Source organism: Bacillus sp. GMa5/1 (assembly GCF_050172015.1).
GTDB lineage: Bacteria > Bacillota > Bacilli > Bacillales > Bacillaceae_G > Bacillus_A > Bacillus_A cereus.
The window spans coordinates 1-20,654 of the sequence record NZ_JBNLYC010000058.1; the positions used below are offsets into that span (position 1 = coordinate 1).

Genomic DNA, 20,654 nt, shown 5'->3' on the forward strand with positions numbered 1-20,654 from the left:
TGTAGCAAGAGAACTCATCACAAATAGAGAGAAGTGAGGAGGGCATATTACATAAAAATTTTACAATGTAAGAAAGCGAATGCATGGAGAGAAATGCGGTAGTAATAGATACAGGTGCGCGAGGTGTTAGTCCATTCATCAAATGTTTTTATAGAAATAATAGGATTACTTATTAGATGAATATATAGGGTAGTTTATCTAAATAAAGGAACAGGGGACACAGATTATGTCGAAGAAAAAGACGAGTAGGGTATTAGTAGCTGGAATATGTATATCTACATTATTATCGCCAGTAGCTTTCGAAGCATCGAAAGGATATGCAGCACCTTTGGAAGAAAATAAAGGTGGGAAATTAGAAGAGGTAAAAGAGAATAAGTTTGAGCAGAGAGTATTTCAGTTGCCGGGGAAAGGTAGCGTAGAAGAAAATAATCGTTTAAGAGTTACTTGGAAACTTTCCGCTAATGAACCGACTGGAATTTATGCAGAGCCAAATGAAGAGATTACAATTGACATAAAAGGAACGCAGTCTATCCAAGCTTTTATTGGAACGAGATCTTATGATGAAAAGGACCCAGAGGAGTTTGATTTAAAACCAGGGAAAAATGTTATTTCATCTTCAAGAGGCGGTATTTTATATTTTTATAATATGAATAACGAAGGAGAAGTAACAGCTTCCGTTACAAATGGTGGTAGTCACTTTCCTTTATTTATTTTAAGTAAGCATACAAAAAAAGATTGGGATGAAATGTTAAAAAAATATAAGGATCCTTATGCAGTTGAATTAAAAGGTGAGAGAAGCTTAATTACTACTACTTACGATTCTGTGCAGAAATATATGAAGAATACGGATCCAACAGATTTAATGAAATTGCATGATAAGATTATCCGTTTAGAAAACGCAGTGGCAGGATTATCTGAGGACAGTGTTGGGGTTGCAAAATCTCCAACTCATTATGTTCAGTTTGTTGAAAAACGGAAGCCTGCTAAAGGGGACTTTATGTTTGCAAAACATTATCATACAGGATATATTCCAACTGCAATGAATAGAGTTTTAGATATAGAGGTACTTGAGAAGGATGGATGGGGACCGTGGCATGAAGTTGGTCATTTACATCAGCAAGAACCGTGGAAGTGGTCTAAAGTAAGGGAAGTAACAGTAAATATTTACTCATTAGCTGTTCAAAAGGCGTTAGGGAATCAATTAGAAATGGATGAGCACTATAAAAACTCATTTGAGTATTTAGAGAAGCCTAAAGCAGAAAGATTCATTGATGACATTAATCCTCTTACAATGTTTTGGCAATTAAATGTAGTGTATGGAGAACATTTTTATCCTAGGTTACATCAAGCTTATCGTTTGTTACCTCAGAGTGAAATGCCTCATTCTGATGAAGAGAAAAAGCAGCTATTTATTTATATGACATCGCAAGTGGCAGGGCAAAATTTAATTCCTTTCTTTGAGGAATGGGGATTAACACCAAATGATGATATTAGAGAGAAAATAGAAAAATCAAAGTTACCTAAATTAGAAAAGGAAATCTGGAAAGCTACAGATAGTAATGATATTCGTGAGAAGCAAGTTGAACCGTATAAGGTTCCATATGGTGAACCTGCTAATGAAGTACAAAATCTTTTAGTTGGTACAGATTCTGACGAGAATGAAGCAAGTAAACTTGTTCGAAATTTAGGTGAGAATGTAAAAGTAACAGGAAAGATTGTATGGCCTAAACTAGAGAATGGTAAACAGGAAGTGTTAGTAGAAATTGGGGATGAGAAAGGAAATAAAAATTCAATTCCTGTCCAAGTTAACGGATTTTATGATGACAGTATAGTTTTTCAAGGACTTTCAGATGATGTAATGTCGACAGTGACACTTCACCACAATAAGAAGAAATTAAATGTAAACTTTACTAATAATGAAATACATTACCGTTTTGAAAAAGAAGAATATATGGGCTTAACGCTATATGATCGAAATGGGATTGAAAAGAAACGCGTATCTGCAGAAGGACAAGAAACGGGAAAAAGATTTGCGATGGAACTAAATGAATTGGATTTTGAATATGGTGATGTAGTAAAAGTATTCCATGCAGAACCGGATCGTCTGAAGTGGTACCAAAATAATACACTTGTAGATCAAGGGAAGGCTAAAAATAAAAAAGAGAAATTATTCCAAATCACTGAGCAAGGGTTCGAATTAAAAGATAGTTTACAAGAAGTGACGGCGAAACCGCAAAAAGTAGTAGTCGGAATGGATGTAGACAAACTAGATCCGAAAGAATTTGTACAAGTAAAAAATGGAGAAGTGGTTGGTTTTGCAGAAAAACCAAATACATCAAAAATCGGAGAACAAAAAGTAAAAGTAGAAACGAAAGATCGATTTGGAAATAAGAAAGTGACAGAAGTTCCTCTAACAGTAACATATGGAGATAGCCTACTTGTATATGGGCTAAGCTATAGAGATGGTGACTTAAAATCAATTGTAACTTTGCATCATGATACGAAAAAACTGAGTGCGACAGATACAAAGAACCTAATTCATGATTACTTTAAAGATGAAAAGTATTTTGAATTCACATTGTACGATAAAGAAGGAAGAGTGAAGAAAAATATAGCAGTAAAAGGTTTAGAGAATACGCAAGAATTTGCTAAGGAAGTAAATGGAATTGCATTTGAGTATGGAGATGTAGTGAAAGTATATCATGCGGAATCTTCTCGTTTACATTGGTATCAAAAAGATGTATATGTGGGCGAAGGAAAAAGTAAAGAGATAAAGGAATTAGTCTTCAAAATAACTGAAAATGGATTTGAAAGATTAGACGGTGAGCAAACAGTAAAAGCAAATCCGCAGCAAGTAGTAATCGGAACAAATAGCGAAACGCTAGACGTGAAGAACTTTGTTGAAGTACAGGGTGGAGAAGTAGTAGATTTTGTAGGGAAAATAGATATGACAAAAATTGGTCAGCAAACAGTGAAAGTAGAAACGAAAGATCGTTTTGGAAATAAGAAAGTGACGGAAGTTCCTGTAGAAGTGACATATGGGGATAGTCTAGTCTATCAAGGTGTGTCCGATGTTACACGTTCAATTATTACGTTAAACCACGCTGAAAAGAAATTACATGCAACATTTACAAATGATGAGATTCATTATCGCTTTGTAAATGAACAGTATATAGGCCTTACGATTTATGATCAAAATGGAACTGAGAAAAAGCATGTAACCGCAGAAGGACAAGAAACTTCGCAGAATTTTGCAGAACAAGTAAATGGTATGGCGTTCGAGTATGGTGACGTATTGAAAGTGTATCATGCCGAGTCAGATCGTTTAAGTTGGTATAAAAAGAGTGAGTTAGTTGGAAAAGGAGATAAGAAAAAGTTTAAAGAAATTTCCTTTAAGATTACTCCAAATGGTTTAGAGCAAGTGCAATAATAAGAAAAAGCTCGTAAAACATTATGTTTTACGAGCTTTTTTATTATTCAGCTTCAGAAACTACTGTGAAGCGTTCGTTTACATGTTTTGGGTTTTCAATCTCATCAAGTGCTGCAACTGCGAAGTCTTCGTAACTTACGTAGCTATCACCTTTTGAGTTAACAAGAAGATTGTCTTTGCCAGCTTTGTAAGAACCAGTGCGTTTTCCTAATGCGAATAGTGCAGAAGGGCTGATGAATGTCCAAGTGATATCATTTGTTTGTTGTAAAATTTCTAAGTTTTTACCTTGGTTTTGAGCTGTTGCAAGATATTCTTTCGGGAAACCTGGTGTCTCAAATACACGTGTTGTTTTCTCTTCGTCTACAAATAAGCTTCCAGCGCCTCCAACTACAAGTAATTTTGTATTTGGTGCGCCTTTCATAGCTTCAATAAGTACGTTTCCTGCATCTACGTGAAGGTGTTCTTCGCCTGCTGGAGCACCGAATGCATTTACAACTACGTCAAATGCCTGCAGGTCGTTAGATGTAAGAGAGAATACATCTTTCTCTAAAACTTTTACGTTTTCTTCTGTAATTTTTGCAGCGTTTCTTACGATTGCAGTTACTTCATGTCCGCGATCCAATGCTTCTTTTAAAATACGACTTCCTGCTTTACCAGTTGCTCCGATAATTCCGATTTTCATAATAAATCCCTCCAAAGTGTTTTGTTAAAGTGTATATCTGAAAGTAAATGAATTTGTTGTAATTAGGTTTGTTACAACCTGTTGTAATCATTATAGTTACAGGTTGGTATTTTTGTCAATAGGGTTGTTTGTGAATTTATTTTTTGTTTTAGTATGCACAGTTAGAGGGAGGGTAGTCAGTCATAAAGATATTGTTACTGTGAACCTGGCTAATATTTGGAAATTGCAAATTGTCGAAAAATGTTGATTTTTGAATGTTTTTTAAATATAATTCGTTTTATGGAGAAAAGGAGGGGTTAATTGTATGAATATTTTAGAGCAATTTATTTCATCAACAAATACAATTCTTTGGTCATATATTCTTATTGCAATGTTAATTGGTTTAGGGCTTTATTTTTCTATTAAATTGAAATTCGTACAAATTACTCATTTAGGGGAAATGATTCGTTTAATGAGTGATGGGTTAACTGGAAAGACACGTAAAAAAGGCAGTGTATCTTCTTTCCAAGCATTTTGTATGAGTTCTGCAGCTCGTATTGGTATCGGTAACTTAGCTGGTGTAGCGTTAGCTATTTCTATGGGAGGACCTGGAGCAGTATTTTGGATGTGGGTTATTGCGATTATCGGGGCTTCTTCAAGTTTCGTAGAAAGTACGCTTGCACAAATTTATAAAATAAAAGATGGCAGTGGCTTCCGTGGTGGTCCTGCTTATTATATGGAAAAAGGTTTAAATAAACGTTGGATGGGGATTTGGTTCTCTATTCTGATTACAATTAGTTACGGTTTAATTTTCAACTCAGTACAAGCAAACACAGTTACATTAGCGTTTAAAAATGCATTTGGTATTGAGCGTTACGTTGTTGGGATTGTATTAGCAGTATTAGTTGCGGTTATTATTTTTGGTGGTGTAAAAAGTATTGCACGTATGTCGGAAATGATTGTTCCGCCAATGGCAATTCTTTATATTGCGGTAGCGATTTTCGTTGTTATTAAAAACTTCTATTTACTACCAGATGTGTTTACAGAAATCTTTAAAGGTGCATTTGGTTTAGATTCAGCTGTAGGCGGTGGTATCGGTGCTGCGATGAAATATGGTATTCAGCGCGGATTATTTGCGAACGAAGCAGGTATGGGTAGTGCGCCGAACGCGGCAGCAACAGCTGATGTAACGCATCCAGCCAAACAAGGTTTTATTCAAACAATTGGGGTTTTAGTAGATACATTCTTAGTATGTACATCAACAGCATTTATCGTACTATGTTCTGGTGCATATAAAGCAACGAATTTAGAAGGTATTGAACTAACACAAAATGCATTAAGCTCACAAATTGGCCCATGGGCGAGCAGTTTCTTAGCGATTATTATTTTCTTATTCGCTTTCAGTTCACTTCTAGGAAACTACTACTATGGTGAAACAAATATTGAATTTATTAAGCAAAGCAAAACGTGGTTAACAATTTACCGTATTGCGGTAGTTGGAATGGTATTATTCGGTTCTGTTGCGACGCTTCAAGTTGTATGGAATATGGCAGACTTATTTATGGGTCTAATGGTAATAACGAACTTAATTGCGATTACACTTCTTGGCCGATTTGCGTACGCGGCATTAACAGACTATGTAAGGCAAAAGAAACAAGGGAAAGATCCAGTCTTCAGTGCAGATTCTATTCCTGGTTTAACGAATACAGAGTGCTGGGATAAGCCAGTGGTAACAGATAAAGAAAAAGCAGTGTAATTGAAAAGGCGAGCATCGAGGTAAATTTGATGCTCGCCTTTTTTGTTGTAGTAAATGATGAAAAGGGTGAGGGGTAATTATTAATATAACTTTTTTGTTTGTTCCTCTCGTTATTTGTGGAGAACGTACTGTTTTAAAAGTATGGCTGGGCGAAGAGGATAAGAGATTGAGTATTGGATAAATGCATGTAATAGCTATATTTTTATGAAAAAAACAAGTATGTTAATATAGTTAACGTATTCATGTCATGAAACCTAACATAAAGTTCTTGATTACTAAAAGTTTTTAGAATATAATTTTCTTATTGTTAGGAAGAGGGGGCAATGCAAATATGGATTTTTTAGCTAGGGTAATTGGGGATGTAAATAATATCCTTTGGTCATATGTCATTATTGCGATGTTAATTGGGTTAGGGCTCTATTTTTCATTTCGTGTGAAATTTGTCCAAGTTCGTTACTTCGGTGAAATGATTCGATTACTTGGGGATGGAGCAAGCTCGAAAACGAGAAAAGCGCAAAAAGAGAAGAGTGGCGTATCATCATTCCAAGCATTTTGTATGAGTACAGCTTCTCGTGTAGGTACTGGTAACTTAGCTGGTGTAGCTATCGCAATCTCAGCGGGTGGTCCAGGAGCAGTATTTTGGATGTGGTTAATCGCGGTAATTGGGGGTGCTTCTGCATTTGTAGAGAGCACATTAGCGCAAATTTATAAAGTGAAAGATGGGAATGCATTCCGTGGGGGCCCAGCGTATTATATGGAAAAGGGTTTAAATAAACGCTGGTTAGGTGTTGTGTTCTCTGTTCTAATAACAGTAAGTTTCGGATTGATTTTTAATGCTGTACAGTCTAATACTGTAGCGGCAGCTTTTGATGGGGCATTCAAAACAGATAGTAGATTAGTCGGTCTTGTTATGGCTGGTTTACTTGCAGTTATTATTTTCGGTGGAGTAAAACGAATTGCACGCGCGGTTGAAATGATTGTTCCAGTAATGGCAATTATTTATGTAGCAGTGGCATTATTCGTTGTCGTAACAAACATTACGTCAATTCCATATGTATTTAAAGAAATTTTCTTACATGCTTTCGGAATTAAAGAAGTAGTAGGCGGAGGATTAGGAGCTGCGATTTTATTAGGGGTAAAACGTGGGTTATTCTCAAATGAAGCAGGTATGGGTAGTGCGCCGAACGCAGCAGCGACTGCAAACGTAACGCATCCAGTTAAACAAGGTTTTATTCAAACTTTAGGGGTATTTACAGATACATTATTAATTTGTAGTTGTACAGCATTTATTATTCTTTTATCAGATGTGCATAATGCAGCTGATTTAAATGGAATTCAATTAACGCAGCAGGCGTTAAGTCAACATATCGGTCCATGGGCTTCTATATTTGTAGCAGTTGCAATCTTCTTGTTTGCATTTAGTTCATTAGTAGGTAACTACTACTATGGTGAAACAAATATTGAATTCTTAAATGGAAGTAAAGTGCTATTAACAGCGTACCGCATTGCTGTACTTGGTATGGTTATGTTAGGATCTGTAGCGACAATTCAAATCGTTTGGGATGTAGCAGATTTATTCATGGGTATTATGGCTGTTATTAACTTAGTGGCGATTGTATTCCTCTCTAAGTATGCTTTTGCGGCATTATCAGATTACGTAAAGCAAAAGAAACAAGGGAAAGATCCGGTATTCTATGCGGATTCTATTCCAGGTTTGAAAAATACAGAGTGCTGGGATAAGTCAGCAGTAGCTGATAAAGAAAAAGCAGTATAATGAGGTGAGCATCAAGTGAAACTTGATGCTCATTTTTTGTTTTATCCAGTTGTTTATAGATGGTAAAAGACGAACATTTATGAGCATTTCATAATTAAATGTAATTTTTTAAAGAAAAGTGCGGATATGAGTTGTGATTTATGTTAGAATGGAAAATGCCTTTGAAACAAGAGTTTTTATGACATTTCCTATCCAATCGAAGGTTACGGAGGAGAAATGGAAAGTTCGGATTATTTCTTGTTTTGAATGGTCAGACGTTCAACGTTAATGAAGAGTTAAATGGAGGATTTTATTAATGAAGTTTGTTATGTTCCTTGTAGGATTACTCGTTGTATTTGTACTCGGTTTTCTTATAAGTGCCGATCGAAAGAAGATTAAGTATAAACCAATCGTAATTATGCTTATTATTCAGCTAGCATTATCTTATTTCTTATTAAATACGCAAGTTGGTTATATTTTAGTAAAAGGAATTTCAGATGGATTTGGCGCACTTCTTGGATATGCGGAAGCTGGAATCGTTTTCGTATTTGGTGGTCTTGTTAATAAAGGAGAGGTTTCATTCTTCTTAACAGCGCTATTACCAATCGTATTCTTTGCGGTTTTAATCGGAATTCTGCAACACTTTAAAATTTTACCGATATTTATTCGTGCTATTGGTACGTTGTTAAGTAAAGTAAATGGTCTAGGAAAACTAGAATCATATAATGCAGTAGCAGCTGCCATTGTTGGACAAGCAGAAGTATTTATTACAGTAAAAGATCAATTAAGTAAAATCCCAAAACATCGTTTATATACATTATGTGCATCTTCTATGTCGACAGTGTCGATGTCAATCGTTGGTTCTTATATGAAAATGATCGAACCGAAATATGTAGTAACAGCACTTGTATTAAATTTATTTAGTGGTTTCATTATCATTCATATTATTAACCCGTACGATATTACAGAAGAAGAAGATACACTGAAATTAGAAAATAAGAAAAAACAATCATTCTTTGAAATGCTAAGCGAGTACATTATGCTTGGTTTCACGATTGCGATTACAGTAGCGGCTATGTTACTTGGTTTCGTAGCATTAATTACAGCAATTAATAGCTTGTTTGATTCAATGTTCGGTATTACATTCCAAGCTATTTTAGGATATATTTTCTCACCATTAGCATTCGTAATGGGTATCCCGCAAGCTGAGATGGTAACAGCGGGACAAATTATGGCAACAAAATTAGTATCAAACGAGTTTGTTGCAATGCTTGATCTTGGAAAAGTAGCTGGTGATTTATCGGCTCGTACAGTTGGTATCCTTTCTGTATTCCTTGTATCATTTGCGAACTTCTCATCTATCGGAATTATCGCAGGTGCAACGAAAGGTATCGATGAAAATCAATCAAATGTTGTATCATCATTTGGTCTACGCCTTGTGTACGGTGCGACATTAGTAAGTATTCTATCAGCGATTATCGTTGGTGTTATGTTATAAAAAAAGATGGCTCTAGCTCATAGCTAGGGCTATTTTTATGGTAAATTTGCATGAAAAAACCAATTAATTAGGAATATATTAACATATAAAAATCTTTTAAAATTTATATTGCATTTCGTCTAGATAACGCTTACAATTTGATTTGTAGGTGGTATCAATTTCAGACTTTCAATTATGGTAGGAGAGAAGAAGCTACCTTTTATAAATTGCAATTTATGTAAACGCTTACTGATTTTAGATGACAGTTGAATAGTTTTAGGGGTTTTAAATTTTTTTAACAACAATGGTCAGACGTCATTCGTTATACGTTATACGACCAATAACTCGTGGGAGAAGTGGAGGATTCACATATGAAGTTCGTAATGTTTCTAGTCGGTTTACTTGTAGTGTTTGTACTAGGTTTCCTTATCAGTTCAGATCGTAAGAAAATTAAATATAAACCAATTGCACTTATGCTTGTCATTCAATTGGTACTTGCGTATTTCTTACTAAATACAAAGGTCGGATTCGTATTAGTAAAAGGAATCGCAGATGGATTTGGCGCTATTTTAAAATTTGCGGAAGCTGGGGTTAATTTCGTATTTGGTGGTCTAGCAAACGATGGACAAGCACCATTCTTCTTAACAGTATTATTACCGATTATTTTCTTAGCAGTATTAATCGGGATTCTGCAACATATTAAAGTTTTACCGATTATCATTCGTGCAGTCGGTTTTCTATTAAGTAAAGTTAACGGTTTAGGAAAACTAGAATCATATAATGCGGTAGCAGCTGCAATCGTTGGTCAAGGGGAAGTATTCATTACAGTAAAAGATCAACTAAGCAAATTACCGAAAAATCGCTTATACACACTTTGTGCATCTTCAATGTCTACAGTATCGATGTCAATCGTCGGTTCTTATATGAAAATGATTGATCCAAAATATGTAGTAACGGCACTTGTATTAAACTTATTCAGTGGATTCATTATCGTTCATATCATTAATCCATATGAAGTAAAAGAAGAAGACGATATTTTAGAATTACAAGAAGACAAGAAACAAACATTCTTTGAAATGTTAGGCGAATATATTATGCTTGGTTTCTCAATCGCTGTAACAGTAGCGGCGATGTTAATCGGTTTCGTAGCATTAATTACAGCAATTAACGGTGTATTCGATTCAATTTTCGGAATCACATTCCAAAGCATTTTAGGATATATCTTCTCACCATTAGCATTCGTAATGGGTATTCCAACATCAGAGATGCTACAAGCAGGACAAATTATGGCAACAAAATTAGTAACGAACGAATTCGTTGCAATGCTTGACCTTGGTAAAGTAGCTGGTGATTTATCAGCTCGTACAGTAGGTATTTTATCTATCTTCCTTGTATCATTTGCGAACTTCTCATCTATCGGAATTATCGCAGGTGCAACGAAGAGTATCGATGGCAAACAAGCAAACGTTGTATCATCATTCGGTTTAAAACTTGTATACGGTGCAACATTAGTAAGTATATTATCAGCGATTATCGTTGGGGTTATGCTTTAATAAATTAAGAAAAGCAATGAGCGTAGGCTCATTGCTTTTTTTGTTTAACTTGCTTTATCCAAGTCTCTTTTAAAACGTGGTTTCTCTAAATAAGTTCCCAGTCTCCACACATATTCCACTGGCCCCATTCGGTATTTCTGGAGCCAATAGGTGCTAACGAATAATTGAATCGTATAAATTCCGATGGTTAAAAGAATACCGAAGAAATAGCCGATTTTCCCGTATAAGCCAAATCCATATGCGTAAAAAATAGTTGTTGCGATAATAGATTGCGCTAAGTAATTACTAACGGACATTTTCCCCATGTTCGCCATGTATGTTAGTAGACGGGTTGCTTTTTTGTAATGGAATAATAAAATGATTGTGCTTCCGTAAAAGAAGGTCATAGTTACTGGTGTAAGGCCATCTTGTAACATAATTAAAAGCGGGTGCTTTACGAACATAGCTAAGATTTTAATTGTAAAAGAGAAGAGACCGGTGGCAAACCATATTTTTTTGACAGCAGGTATATGTTTATTGACCTCAAATAGCCAGCCTTTTTTCCCTACATACATTCCGAGTAGGAACAGTGGAGACATAAAAATTATTGCGAAAACTGATATGAAAAATAATCCGAATGCACCGTCAATTCCCATGTAATCAAAAGGATTTTCAGTCAATCTAAAGTTGACGTGATCCATATAGCTTCCAGTTTGATGGACTTTATGTTCTTTTTCAGTATAAGGTGCTAAATCATTTATATTTGTAGATGGATCAGTTTGATAAGACATAAGTGTAATAAGTGCGAGTAGAATAATCGCCCAAATGAGCAAAGTTTTCGGTTTTCGATTGATGAACATCATTAAGAAAATTCCAATTATTCCGTATGCAAATAAAATATCGCCCTCCCAAACAAAAGTGCCGTGAATGTAGCCGAGTAGTAAAAGAATGATAATACGTCTTATGTATGTGGGGAAGAATTTTTTTCCTTTTGCGATAATACTTTTTTGTAACAAAATAATGCTAAGTCCAAATAGAAAAGAAAATAGGGATATAAAGTTATGTGTGCCGAAGAATTGAATAAACCAATTAGCGCCTTTATCAAGATCGCCGAATAGATAAGTTGGTTTTTCACTGGTGAAGAACCCGAATTGAATTAATGTCATATTGACTAGTAAAATGCCAAACAAAGCGAAACCACGAATTGCATCAACAGCTTCTACACGTTGATTCATTTTTCCTCTCCTCGTATATTCGTTTTTATATTGAAAATAATACCATTTTATAGCTGGCACTATGTCAAATATGAGGAAATTTAAGGTGATTTTAAGATAGAGAGCAAACAAAAAAATCACCTTAATTCATGTATTAAGGTGATTGAAATATTATTCAGCTGGAGGCGTAAATGTACGTTTCTCTAATTCAGCATCTAGCATAAACAGTGCGTTTGAATCGCTTGTAATACGTTTTAATTTTTGAATGATGCTATCGAATGAAGCTTCTTCTTCAACTTGTTCGTCAACGAACCATTTTAAGAATGTAATTGTTGCATGTTCACGCTCGTCCCAAGCGATATCAGATAAGTTGTAAATACGTTTCGTTACTTCACGCTCGTGCTCAAGTGCGACTTCAAAAGCGTTTAATACAGATTCGTATTCGTTATTCGGATTATCAAATCCAGTAATAATAGCGCGCTCTCCGCGGTCATTAATATAGTTGTAAAGCTTCATTGCGTGGAAACGTTCTTCTTCAGCTTGTACAAGGAAAAAGTTAGCGAATCCATCATAGCTCTCAGCTGTACAGTAAGCAGCCATTGCCATATAAGCATGGGCAGAGTAAAATTCAAAGTTCATTTGTTCATTTAATGCGTCGTGCAATTTTTTTGATAACATAAAATCCCCCTTAGTATTGTGACAAGAATATTATAACATAATTGATAATATTCTCATTTAGATACTTCGAACCTTTTCGAAAGCTTTGTGACGTGTGCATCCATAATGTCTTGTAAGTCTAAATCATATTTTTGCGAAAGAATAATAAGGTTAGATAGTACATCGCCAAGTTCTTCTTTTAGTTCTTGTTTTAGCTCTTCTTCTGTTTTCGCATCTTCATCAGGGCGATCGCGGCCAATTTCAATAGCACGAACGACTCGTGAAACTTCCCCAACTTCCTCGGTTAAGAAATTTAAGCGAATAAAGGCATTATACTGTGACCAGCTTCGTTTTTCGTAAAATTCCTCAACCCATCTTTGAAATGCAACGATATCCATTTCTTCCTCATCTCCTCAATATGTTGTACAATGTTCATTGTATCATAACAATATATAGTTTCGGGGTGTAGGGATGAGAAAGATTTGTGTGTTTGCAGGTTCTAATTTAGGGGAGAGACCAGAATTTAAAGAGCAGGCAATTCAGTTAGGTAAAATGTTTGTTGAGAACGACTATGAGCTCGTATACGGTGGTTCATGTGTCGGATTAATGGGAGAAGTAGCAAACGAAGTTCTTCGTTTAGGTGGACGTGTAACAGGTGTTATGCCGCGCGGTCTATTCCGAGGAGAAATTGTGCATACAGGATTAACAGAATTAATTGAAGTAGAGACGATGCACGAACGTAAAGCTAAAATGGCAGAGCTTGCAGATGCTTTTATTGCGCTTCCAGGCGGATACGGAACGTTTGAAGAACTATTTGAAGTTGTATGTTGGTCACAAATTGGTATACATAATAAGCCGGTTGGTTTATTAAACATAAAAGGTTTTTACGGACCAATTTTGCAAATGGTTGAACGTGCAGCGGAAGAAGGATTTATGAATCCATCAAATAAAGAATTGATCGTTTCAGCAGAGACAGCAGATAAACTGATTCATGCAATCCAAAATTATGAGCGTCCTGTTTTGGGAACGAAGTGGAAGCAACTATCATAGCAAATACGGAAACACATGTCGTTTTAATTTAAGATGGCATGTGTTTTAATTTGGTTAAATATGTTAATTTTAGATGTAATGTTTTTGGAAAAGGAGAAAGAGATGGAGGAGTTTGTGTATTTAAGACCGGTCTTTAAAAGTATTTTAGCAGCATCTATTCTTGTTATGCTAATTGTTTTGAGACAGAAGAAAGAGTTGATTAATGAATTTTCGCTTTGGTTTATCTCGGTATTGTGTATCGGTGTTTCCGCGATAACGTTGTTTATGTCTGGGTTTATCGTTGATGAGTATAATCTAGGTGGAGATCCACAATCGTTTTGTATGTTTATTGCGATTGGTTGTATTAGTGGTCTGAATTTCATTATTTATTACAGAAGGCAATAAAAGAGGCATTCCATATTACTTTGGAATGCCTTTATCATTTTGATTGCTTTGTTTTTTATACAGGTACCAGCCACCCCAGCCGCCACCAATTGCTACGACAACGAGGAAAGCATAGTCCTTAACCTCGACACGTATATTGAAAAGATTAGCTATAAGTAAGAGAATCCCAACTGTTATTAACGCAAAAAATGCTCTAATTAAGTAGTCTTTCAACTGAACCACTCCCGTCATTTAAGTAGTAAATGATGAATTTGGAAAAGCTTTTTGGGTCTATGATGCTAAAGGGTGTTTCCTATATTTTAACATAGATGAGATTGTAATATATTGATAAAAGTAGGGGAGAGGTGTTTGTTAATATTGTCGTGATTTGTCGATAAGTCGATATAATTAAAAAATCGCTGATATATTGGAGGGAATCGCCGATATAATTGGAAAATCGCTGATATGTTGGGGGGAATCGCCGATATATTGGAAAAATCGCTGATATAAATTTCATGTACCAGCATGCGCGACCAATCTATAGAAAAAAGCGACTCTGAGCAAGCCGCTTTCGCTTTAAAGTAATATCCAGCTCCAGCGGCTAGAACAGTCGGTTGTTTCACTCCTTCCTTCGAGGCAAAAAGCGCCTCGTAATCAGGAGTTCCAACACCCTCCTGTTCTGAACGAGCCGCTTCCGCTTTAAAGTAATATCCATCTCTAGCGGCTAGAATCTCCGGTCATTTCGCTCTCTCGCTCGAAGCAAAAAGCGCTTCAAGGTCGAGAGCTCCAATGCCCTGCGATTCTGAGCAAGCCGCTTCCGCTTTTAATTATTATTGATTCAAGAACGCACGTAGCATCCAAGCGTGTTTTTCTAGTTCTGTGTAGATGCCTAGTAGTAGGTCAGATGTCATTTCATCGTCAGAGTCTTGAGCGATTTCCATGCCTTTTTTCAGTTCGACTAGCATCATTTCGTAGTCTTTCATGATTGCTTCGACCATCCCTTCTGCAGTTTCTCCGTATGCTGCTTCTTGAATAGAAGATAGTTCTAAGTATTCTTTCATTGTTGCTACTGGTTTGCCGCCAATTGCTAAAATACGTTCTGCAATTTCATCGATGTGAGTAGCTGATTCTGTGTAAAGTTCTTCGAATTTCTCGTGTAATGTGAAGAATTGAGGTCCTTTTACGTACCAATGGAAGTTGTGAAGTTTTGTGAATAAAACGCTCCAGTCTGCTACTTGTTTGTTTAATACTTCGATTACTTGTTTGTTCATTATGATCAATCTCCTTTTGAGTTGTTATGTGATATCAATTACTAATTTATAATCATTATAATCTAGTAATCTCTATAAATCAACCCTTTTGCTGGAATTAATTTGAACAAATTATGAACTGTTGTAAATAAAAGGCCCTATTACGGTGAAGTAATAGGGCCTTTGTTTGTTAAACAGCCTTTTGTTTTTCTTCTACATCTTGCCCATCCCAGCACTCTGTATTCTTTAAGCCAGGGATAGAGTTTGCAACGAAGACAGGATCTTTTCCTTGTTTCTTTTGCTTCAAATAGTCTACTAATGCAGCGTAAGCAAATTTGCTAAGGAATGAGATGGCAATTAAGTTTGTGAATACCATTAGTCCCATGAATAAATCAGCTAAACTCCAAACTGTTTTAAGAGCAGCGATTGATCCGAAGAATACCATTCCGACAACTGCAACACGATAAATCATTAACCATGTTTTACTTTCTTTAATGAATGCGATATTTGTTTCACCATAATAGTAGTTTCCTAGAAGTGAACTGAAAGCGAATAGGAAAATAATAATCGCTAAGAAAGTGCTTGCCCACGGTCCAATTTGTGAACTTAATGCGTTTTGTGTTAATTCGATACCTTCTAAATTTGATCCTTTGTAAAGTCCAGAACATAATACGATAAATGCTGTTGATGTACATACTAAGAATGTATCTACGAAAACGCCTAACGCTTGAACAAGCCCTTGTTTTACAGGGTGAGATACATCAGATGTTGCGGCTGCATTAGGAGAACTACCCATTCCCGCTTCTGTAGCGAATAAACCGCGCTGAATTCCGAACTTGATTGCTGCTCCAATACCACCAGCGATGGCTTGGTCTAAACCGAATGCACCGTTAAAGATTTCCATGAAAATGCTTGGTAACATACTGAAGTTGTTAATAACGACAAAAATAGCCACGCCGATATAAACGATTGCCATTGGCGGAACAATCATTTCTGTAATACGTGAAATGCTCTTAATGCCACCAAAAATAATAACTGCAACTAATAAGGCTAATAGAGCTCCTACGATTGTTCGCTCTAGTCCAAAAGCATTTTCAAACGCTATTGTTACTGTATTTGCTTGCACTGAATTGAAAATTAATCCGTACGCAACTGTAATAAGAAGTGAAAACCAGACGCCCATCCAGCGTTTGTTTAACCCTTTTTCCATGTAATATGCTGGTCCACCACGGAACCTACTTCCATCTTTTACTTTATAAATTTGCGCAAGTGTACATTCTACAAAACTAGTAGCTGCTCCGATAATTGCGATAAACCACATCCAAAATATTGCGCCAGGTCCACCCATTGAAATTGCTAATGCTACACCAGCTAAGTTTCCGATACCGATACGTGCTGCTGCACTTAAGCAAAATGCTTGGAATGGTGAGATGCTATCTTTCTTTTTTTCTTTTCGATTAAACCCTTTACTAATTAAGCTGACCATCTCACTGAAATGAGTAATTTGGACAAATTTTAATTTAAAAGAGAAGTAAAGACCGAAGCCGATTAGCATTGCAATAAGAATATATGACCATAAAATATTATTCGTTACCTCAAGGAATCTGCTAAAGATATCAACCATATAATACACTTCCTTTTTTTCGTAATAAGAAAATTATATGCAAAAAATATACGAGAATCAATTTTTCTAAAAAATTATGTTACTTAAAACATTTTTGTGTTATGATTATGTTACATCGTAATATTTTTAGAATTATTTACATTTTAAAAAACTAAATTTAAAGCGAGAAGGTGGGGATAATTTGAAAGAAGATTCTTTATGGAAAGTAAGCCTTGAAAGTTTGAAAATGAGAAGTAATATATTTTTTATCATTACATCTTTAAGTATCTTTTTAGGGTCCACTTATTATTACAATAAAAGATTTCCAAATCACAAATATCCTGAGTGGTTAGAATTTCTAAAGTTGATTGGATGAATAAAAGACAGAAAAACAGAAAATTAAAATAAACAAGTTATGGAGGAGCTAAAAATGAATATTAGAGAAAGTGAACTTCCGGGTATTGGTTATAAGTTTCAAATCGTTACGAAAGGTAATGAAAAGATGGTAATTGTCATTCATGATGATGGTCGTAGAGAAATGTATCATTTTGATTCAGACCATGAAGAAAGCATCTCAAGTATTTCACTACGTGACTCAGAGGCAAGACAAATCGCTGCAATATTAGGTGGAATGGTATATAAGCCTAGGGCGTTAGAAAATGTTGAGATGGTTTTTGAAGGTTTAGCGATTGAGTGGTTCAAAGTGGAGAATACAGCTCCAGCAATCGGAAAAACAATTGGCGATCTTGAAATAAGAAAAACATATAGCGTAACAATAATCGCGGTTATGAAGAAGAACATGAAGAAGCTATTTAATCCAGGACCAGAAACAGTAATTGAAGAAGGAGATATGCTTGTAGTTTCAGGTGAGAGAGAAGAAATTAAAAAAATCATTAATGAATTACTTTCAAATAGGGGGGACTGATTAGATGGATACGTTAATTTTTGAAGTTGGTACAGCTTTAGTTTTAGTGGCAATTGCAGCAGTAATTGCTGGAAAATTTAAATTCTCAGTAATTCCTTTTCTAATCGTTCTTGGAATGTTAGTAGGACCGCATGCACCGACAATAGGTGTTATCGATCTCAAATTTATTGAAAGTGCAAGTGTAATTTCCTTCCTTGGACGAATTGGGGTTCTATTCCTTCTATTCTATCTAGGATTAGAATTTTCAATGAAAAAACTAATTAAATCTGGACGCTCTATTGCGATTGGCGGAACGATTTATATTTTAATTAACTTTTCACTTGGTTTGTTATACGGATTTATAATGGGATTCCCATTACTAGAAATCTTAATTATTGCGGGTATTATTACGATTTCTTCTAGCGCTATCGTTGCTAAAGTGTTAGTGGACTTAAGAAGAACTGGTAATAATGAAACCGAATTAATTTTAGGAATTATTATGTTTGAAGATATATTCCTTGCTGTATATTTATCAGTTGTTTCTGGTTTAGTACTTGGAGATCACGCTTCCTTCTTAGGTGCCCTTACTTCAATTGGAATTGCTCTAGGATATATGCTTCTATTCTTTATAGTAGCTAGAAAGGCTACGCCGTTATTAAATAAATTGCTCAATATTAGCTCAGATGAAATCTTTATTATTGTAGTATTTGCTTCGTTATTCTTCATTGCTGGTTTTTCAGAAACAATTCACGTTGCAGAAGCAATTGGAGCACTTCTTCTAGGATTAGTTTTCTCTGAGACAGAGCATAGTGACCGAATTGAACATCTTGTTGTTCCATTTAGAGACTTTTTCGGAGCTATTTTCTTCTTCAGCTTCGGGTTAAGTATTGATCCGTTCTCATTAGGCGGAGCGATATGGTTAACGTTAGGTGCTGTCCTTCTTACGATAATCGGTAACTTTGTAGCAGGAATGATTGCAGGAAGACAAGCTGGATTATCTCATAAAGCATCAACAAATATCGGATTAACAATCGTTTCAAGAGGAGAGTTCTCCATCATTATGGCTAATATCGGTATCGCCGGTGGTTTAATGTCAGTACTGAAACCATTCTCAGCACTATACGTGCTTATACTATCCATTTTAGGCCCACTTCTGACAAAAGAGTCGAAGAATGTATATAAATTCTTAAATAAAATCTTTAAGTGGGATACGAAGACTAACTAAATTAAAAAAATAAAAGTACAAGATATTTCCTGCTTGTACTTTTATTTTGGTGATGAAAACAGTAAAGAGAGGTACATGATGTTAGGAGAGTTGATTCATTCGGTTTTAGTTTTTTTAGAAGGACTTGGTTATTGGGGAATTATGCTTGGATTAATGCTAGAGGTTATTCCAAGTGAAATCGTATTGTCTTATGCAGGCTATTTAGTATCAACAGGAAGCATTACATTTTGGGGCGCTGTCGCGTTCGGTACAATTGGTGGTGTAATTGCACAACTATTCATTTATTGGATTGGTCGATATGGAGGAAGACCTGTTCTTGAGCGATATGGAAAATATATTTTAATTCAGAAGAAACATATTGATTATGCTGAAGATTGGTTTAATCGTTATGGAACTGGCGTTATCTTTACCGCACGTTTTATTCCGGTTGTGCGTCATGCTATTTCGATACCAGCGGGTATTGCGAAAATGTCACATGCTAAGTTTATTACGCTAACTACATTAGCTGTTATTCCGTGGTCAATTGTGTTTGTATATTTAGGTTTTAAATTAGGAACAGAGTGGGAAAGTATTAATAAAGTTGCGGGGCCATATGTGAAATACTTTGCACTTGCTGCTATTGTTTGTGCAATTGGTTATTTTGTATTAAAAAAAATGATGAAAAAAAAGTGATTACAGAAAAGGAATCTATGTCGACGTAGATTCCTTTTTTATTGGCATTTTTTCAAGGATGAAAGAATACGTTTAATATTTACCATATTGTGGCATACATATAGAAAAAGGGTGCTTGGAAAGGGGAATAAAGAGAAATGGAACTCCAGTTTCAAAATGTATATCAACAGGTAGAGAATTGGTATGTGTTGGATTCGGAGCTTCCTTGGGATGTCAAAAAGTTGAGAGAGGATTTGTTTTCTCTTATTGAAGTATGTAAAACGCCCGTTATTTTTTGTGATACGTGTGATGCAAATGATGTGCTTCTATCATTAGGGGAAGAGGAAGAAGAGTTCCTATTCCCAGTAGGTGGTTTTTATCATAAAGAAAAGCAATTAATTTTCGTTTGTATGTGGGAAGAGTATGATCAAGTTCTCAAAACGCTACTGCATGAATTCCGCCATGCGATGCAGCATAAGAGAGATATATTGTATGTGGGAAGTGAACGGTACGAAGAGCGGTGGATTGAAAAAGATGCGAGGAAGTTCGCGGAGAGGAAATTGGATGAATATAAGAGTAGAAAGTTAATGTAAAGCATAGTGGAGAAATAGCGCTGTGCTTTTTATGCTTATTAAAAATAAGTATTTGACTTTTATTAAGTTTAGTTCTAAACTAATGATATGAAACGAGCGAGGTGATGAAATGAAAACAGAAGATAGACTAGGGCTACTATTATGGTTTCGTTTGTCACGCTTTTATAATAAGAGTATTCGTGAGACGAATCAGCATTTGAAAAAATGGAATATATCTGCCGCCCAGTTTGATGTGTTAGCTCAAGTTGGAGGACATGATCGTTTAACGCAGCAAGAACTTGGAAATAAGCTATTTGTTACGAAAGGAAATGTAACGCAGCTTTTAAATAAAATGGAGCAGCTTGAGTGGATTTTGCGTGAACAAGAGGGTACTACGAAATATATTTCTTTAACAGAAAAGGGAAGAGCTTTATATGAGGAAATCGTCCCACCTCAAGAAACGTTCCAAGCAGAGAAGTTTCATAATTTAAATATAGAGGAACAAAAGCAGTTATTAACACTATTAAAAAAGTTACAGTAAGAAAAAATTTTAAAA

The 20,654-nt window shown here is 35.5% G+C and carries 19 protein-coding genes; 12 read left to right on the forward strand and 7 right to left on the reverse strand.

Annotated elements, in window-relative coordinates; genetic code table 11:
* Positions 1-226: 226 nt before the first annotated feature.
* The gene (locus ACQGSG_RS15230; protein WP_426947582.1) at positions 227-3,430 is read left to right on the forward strand and encodes a putative mucin/carbohydrate-binding domain-containing protein; all 3,204 of its coding nucleotides are present in this window, start codon (positions 227-229) and stop codon (positions 3,428-3,430) included.
* Positions 3,431-3,473: 43 nt separating this feature from the next.
* On the opposite strand, the gene ACQGSG_RS15235 is transcribed toward ACQGSG_RS15230, so the two are convergent.
* Positions 3,474-4,112, reverse strand: coding sequence for an NAD(P)-dependent oxidoreductase (locus tag ACQGSG_RS15235; protein WP_000689896.1), 639 nt, complete (start codon positions 4,110-4,112; stop codon positions 3,474-3,476).
* A gap of 304 nt (positions 4,113-4,416) precedes the next feature.
* Here ACQGSG_RS15235 and ACQGSG_RS15240 point away from each other — a divergent pair, with 304 nt between their 5' ends.
* The 4 genes from ACQGSG_RS15240 (at position 4,417) to ACQGSG_RS15255 (ending at position 10,630) form a co-directional block, all read left to right on the forward strand.
* Positions 4,417-5,847 (forward strand): alanine/glycine:cation symporter family protein, encoded by a 1,431-nt coding sequence (locus tag ACQGSG_RS15240; protein WP_087948316.1) that lies wholly within the window; start codon positions 4,417-4,419, stop codon positions 5,845-5,847.
* Positions 5,848-6,178: 331 nt separating this feature from the next.
* On the forward strand, positions 6,179-7,621 hold the full coding sequence (locus ACQGSG_RS15245; protein WP_000346417.1) for an alanine/glycine:cation symporter family protein: 1,443 nt from the start codon (positions 6,179-6,181) through the stop codon (positions 7,619-7,621).
* A 295-nt stretch (positions 7,622-7,916) separates the two neighbouring features.
* The gene (locus ACQGSG_RS15250; RefSeq protein WP_214631736.1) at positions 7,917-9,098 is read left to right on the forward strand and encodes a NupC/NupG family nucleoside CNT transporter; all 1,182 of its coding nucleotides are present in this window, start codon (positions 7,917-7,919) and stop codon (positions 9,096-9,098) included.
* 350 nt (positions 9,099-9,448) lie between these two features.
* Positions 9,449-10,630, forward strand: coding sequence for a NupC/NupG family nucleoside CNT transporter (locus tag ACQGSG_RS15255; RefSeq protein ID WP_000673874.1), 1,182 nt, complete (start codon positions 9,449-9,451; stop codon positions 10,628-10,630).
* Positions 10,631-10,674: 44 nt separating this feature from the next.
* Here the strand turns inward: ACQGSG_RS15255 and ACQGSG_RS15260 are convergent, their stop codons facing one another.
* The 3 genes from ACQGSG_RS15260 to ACQGSG_RS15270 all read right to left on the reverse strand — a co-directional run bounded on the left by ACQGSG_RS15260 (position 10,675) and on the right by ACQGSG_RS15270 (position 12,878).
* Positions 10,675-11,844 (reverse strand): DUF418 domain-containing protein, encoded by a 1,170-nt coding sequence (locus ACQGSG_RS15260; protein ID WP_053514361.1) that lies wholly within the window; start codon positions 11,842-11,844, stop codon positions 10,675-10,677.
* Positions 11,845-11,994: 150 nt separating this feature from the next.
* Positions 11,995-12,501 carry a ferritin gene (locus tag ACQGSG_RS15265; protein WP_000949403.1) on the reverse strand — a complete coding sequence of 169 codons (507 nt, stop codon included), beginning with the start codon at positions 12,499-12,501 and terminating at the stop codon, positions 11,995-11,997.
* A 53-nt stretch (positions 12,502-12,554) separates the two neighbouring features.
* Positions 12,555-12,878, reverse strand: a complete 324-nt coding sequence (locus ACQGSG_RS15270; protein WP_000355749.1) for a MazG nucleotide pyrophosphohydrolase domain-containing protein — start codon at positions 12,876-12,878, stop codon at positions 12,555-12,557.
* 88 nt (positions 12,879-12,966) lie between these two features.
* Here ACQGSG_RS15270 and ACQGSG_RS15275 point away from each other — a divergent pair, with 88 nt between their 5' ends.
* Both ACQGSG_RS15275 and ACQGSG_RS15280 read left to right on the forward strand, forming a co-directional pair.
* Positions 12,967-13,530 carry a TIGR00730 family Rossman fold protein gene (locus ACQGSG_RS15275; RefSeq protein WP_002062664.1) on the forward strand — a complete coding sequence of 188 codons (564 nt, stop codon included), beginning with the start codon at positions 12,967-12,969 and terminating at the stop codon, positions 13,528-13,530.
* Between the two features lie 102 nt (positions 13,531-13,632).
* A complete protein-coding gene (locus ACQGSG_RS15280; protein WP_000390910.1) occupies positions 13,633-13,914 on the forward strand; it encodes a hypothetical protein in 282 nt (93 codons plus the stop codon).
* 15 nt (positions 13,915-13,929) lie between these two features.
* Here ACQGSG_RS15280 and ACQGSG_RS15285 read toward each other — a convergent pair whose 3' ends face one another.
* From ACQGSG_RS15285 to ACQGSG_RS15295, 3 genes are all read right to left on the reverse strand, one after another.
* The gene (locus tag ACQGSG_RS15285; RefSeq protein ID WP_325842565.1) at positions 13,930-14,127 is read right to left on the reverse strand and encodes a hypothetical protein; all 198 of its coding nucleotides are present in this window, start codon (positions 14,125-14,127) and stop codon (positions 13,930-13,932) included.
* Positions 14,128-14,723: 596 nt separating this feature from the next.
* Entirely contained in the window at positions 14,724-15,164 is a 441-nt protein-coding gene (locus ACQGSG_RS15290) for a Dps family protein (RefSeq protein ID WP_001041895.1), read from the reverse strand.
* Positions 15,165-15,333: 169 nt separating this feature from the next.
* On the reverse strand, positions 15,334-16,767 hold the full coding sequence (locus tag ACQGSG_RS15295; protein WP_000227591.1) for an alanine/glycine:cation symporter family protein: 1,434 nt from the start codon (positions 16,765-16,767) through the stop codon (positions 15,334-15,336).
* 409 nt (positions 16,768-17,176) lie between these two features.
* Here ACQGSG_RS15295 and ACQGSG_RS15300 point away from each other — a divergent pair, with 409 nt between their 5' ends.
* The 5 genes from ACQGSG_RS15300 (at position 17,177) to ACQGSG_RS15320 (ending at position 20,639) form a co-directional block, all read left to right on the forward strand.
* Positions 17,177-17,671: a cation:proton antiporter regulatory subunit gene (locus tag ACQGSG_RS15300; protein ID WP_001026075.1), complete on the forward strand. Its 495-nt coding sequence runs from the start codon at positions 17,177-17,179 to the stop codon at positions 17,669-17,671.
* Positions 17,672-17,675: 4 nt separating this feature from the next.
* Positions 17,676-18,875, forward strand: a complete 1,200-nt coding sequence (locus ACQGSG_RS15305) for a cation:proton antiporter (protein ID WP_000380223.1) — start codon at positions 17,676-17,678, stop codon at positions 18,873-18,875.
* 78 nt (positions 18,876-18,953) lie between these two features.
* Positions 18,954-19,547, forward strand: coding sequence for a DedA family protein (locus ACQGSG_RS15310; RefSeq protein ID WP_000900214.1), 594 nt, complete (start codon positions 18,954-18,956; stop codon positions 19,545-19,547).
* Positions 19,548-19,684: 137 nt separating this feature from the next.
* Complete coding sequence (locus ACQGSG_RS15315) at positions 19,685-20,119, forward strand: DUF3920 family protein (RefSeq protein ID WP_000422800.1); 435 nt, start codon at positions 19,685-19,687, stop codon at positions 20,117-20,119.
* Between the two features lie 109 nt (positions 20,120-20,228).
* A complete protein-coding gene (locus ACQGSG_RS15320) occupies positions 20,229-20,639 on the forward strand; it encodes a MarR family winged helix-turn-helix transcriptional regulator (protein WP_000845465.1) in 411 nt (136 codons plus the stop codon).
* Positions 20,640-20,654 lie beyond the last annotated feature (15 nt).

Coding starts and splice junctions, on each gene's coding strand:
- ACQGSG_RS15230 (WP_426947582.1), top strand. CDS start 227: ATGTCGAAGAAAAAGACGAGTAGGGTATTAGTAGCTGGAATATGTATA.
- ACQGSG_RS15235 (WP_000689896.1), bottom strand. CDS start 4,112: ATGAAAATCGGAATTATCGGAGCAACTGGTAAAGCAGGAAGTCGTATT.
- ACQGSG_RS15240 (WP_087948316.1), top strand. CDS start 4,417: ATGAATATTTTAGAGCAATTTATTTCATCAACAAATACAATTCTTTGG.
- ACQGSG_RS15245 (WP_000346417.1), top strand. CDS start 6,179: ATGGATTTTTTAGCTAGGGTAATTGGGGATGTAAATAATATCCTTTGG.
- ACQGSG_RS15250 (WP_214631736.1), top strand. CDS start 7,917: ATGAAGTTTGTTATGTTCCTTGTAGGATTACTCGTTGTATTTGTACTC.
- ACQGSG_RS15255 (WP_000673874.1), top strand. CDS start 9,449: ATGAAGTTCGTAATGTTTCTAGTCGGTTTACTTGTAGTGTTTGTACTA.
- ACQGSG_RS15260 (WP_053514361.1), bottom strand. CDS start 11,844: ATGAATCAACGTGTAGAAGCTGTTGATGCAATTCGTGGTTTCGCTTTG.
- ACQGSG_RS15265 (WP_000949403.1), bottom strand. CDS start 12,501: ATGTTATCAAAAAAATTGCACGACGCATTAAATGAACAAATGAACTTT.
- ACQGSG_RS15270 (WP_000355749.1), bottom strand. CDS start 12,878: ATGGATATCGTTGCATTTCAAAGATGGGTTGAGGAATTTTACGAAAAA.
- ACQGSG_RS15280 (WP_000390910.1), top strand. CDS start 13,633: ATGGAGGAGTTTGTGTATTTAAGACCGGTCTTTAAAAGTATTTTAGCA.
- ACQGSG_RS15290 (WP_001041895.1), bottom strand. CDS start 15,164: ATGAACAAACAAGTAATCGAAGTATTAAACAAACAAGTAGCAGACTGG.
- ACQGSG_RS15295 (WP_000227591.1), bottom strand. CDS start 16,767: ATGGTTGATATCTTTAGCAGATTCCTTGAGGTAACGAATAATATTTTA.
- ACQGSG_RS15300 (WP_001026075.1), top strand. CDS start 17,177: ATGAATATTAGAGAAAGTGAACTTCCGGGTATTGGTTATAAGTTTCAA.
- ACQGSG_RS15305 (WP_000380223.1), top strand. CDS start 17,676: ATGGATACGTTAATTTTTGAAGTTGGTACAGCTTTAGTTTTAGTGGCA.
- ACQGSG_RS15310 (WP_000900214.1), top strand. CDS start 18,954: ATGTTAGGAGAGTTGATTCATTCGGTTTTAGTTTTTTTAGAAGGACTT.
- ACQGSG_RS15315 (WP_000422800.1), top strand. CDS start 19,685: ATGGAACTCCAGTTTCAAAATGTATATCAACAGGTAGAGAATTGGTAT.
- ACQGSG_RS15320 (WP_000845465.1), top strand. CDS start 20,229: ATGAAAACAGAAGATAGACTAGGGCTACTATTATGGTTTCGTTTGTCA.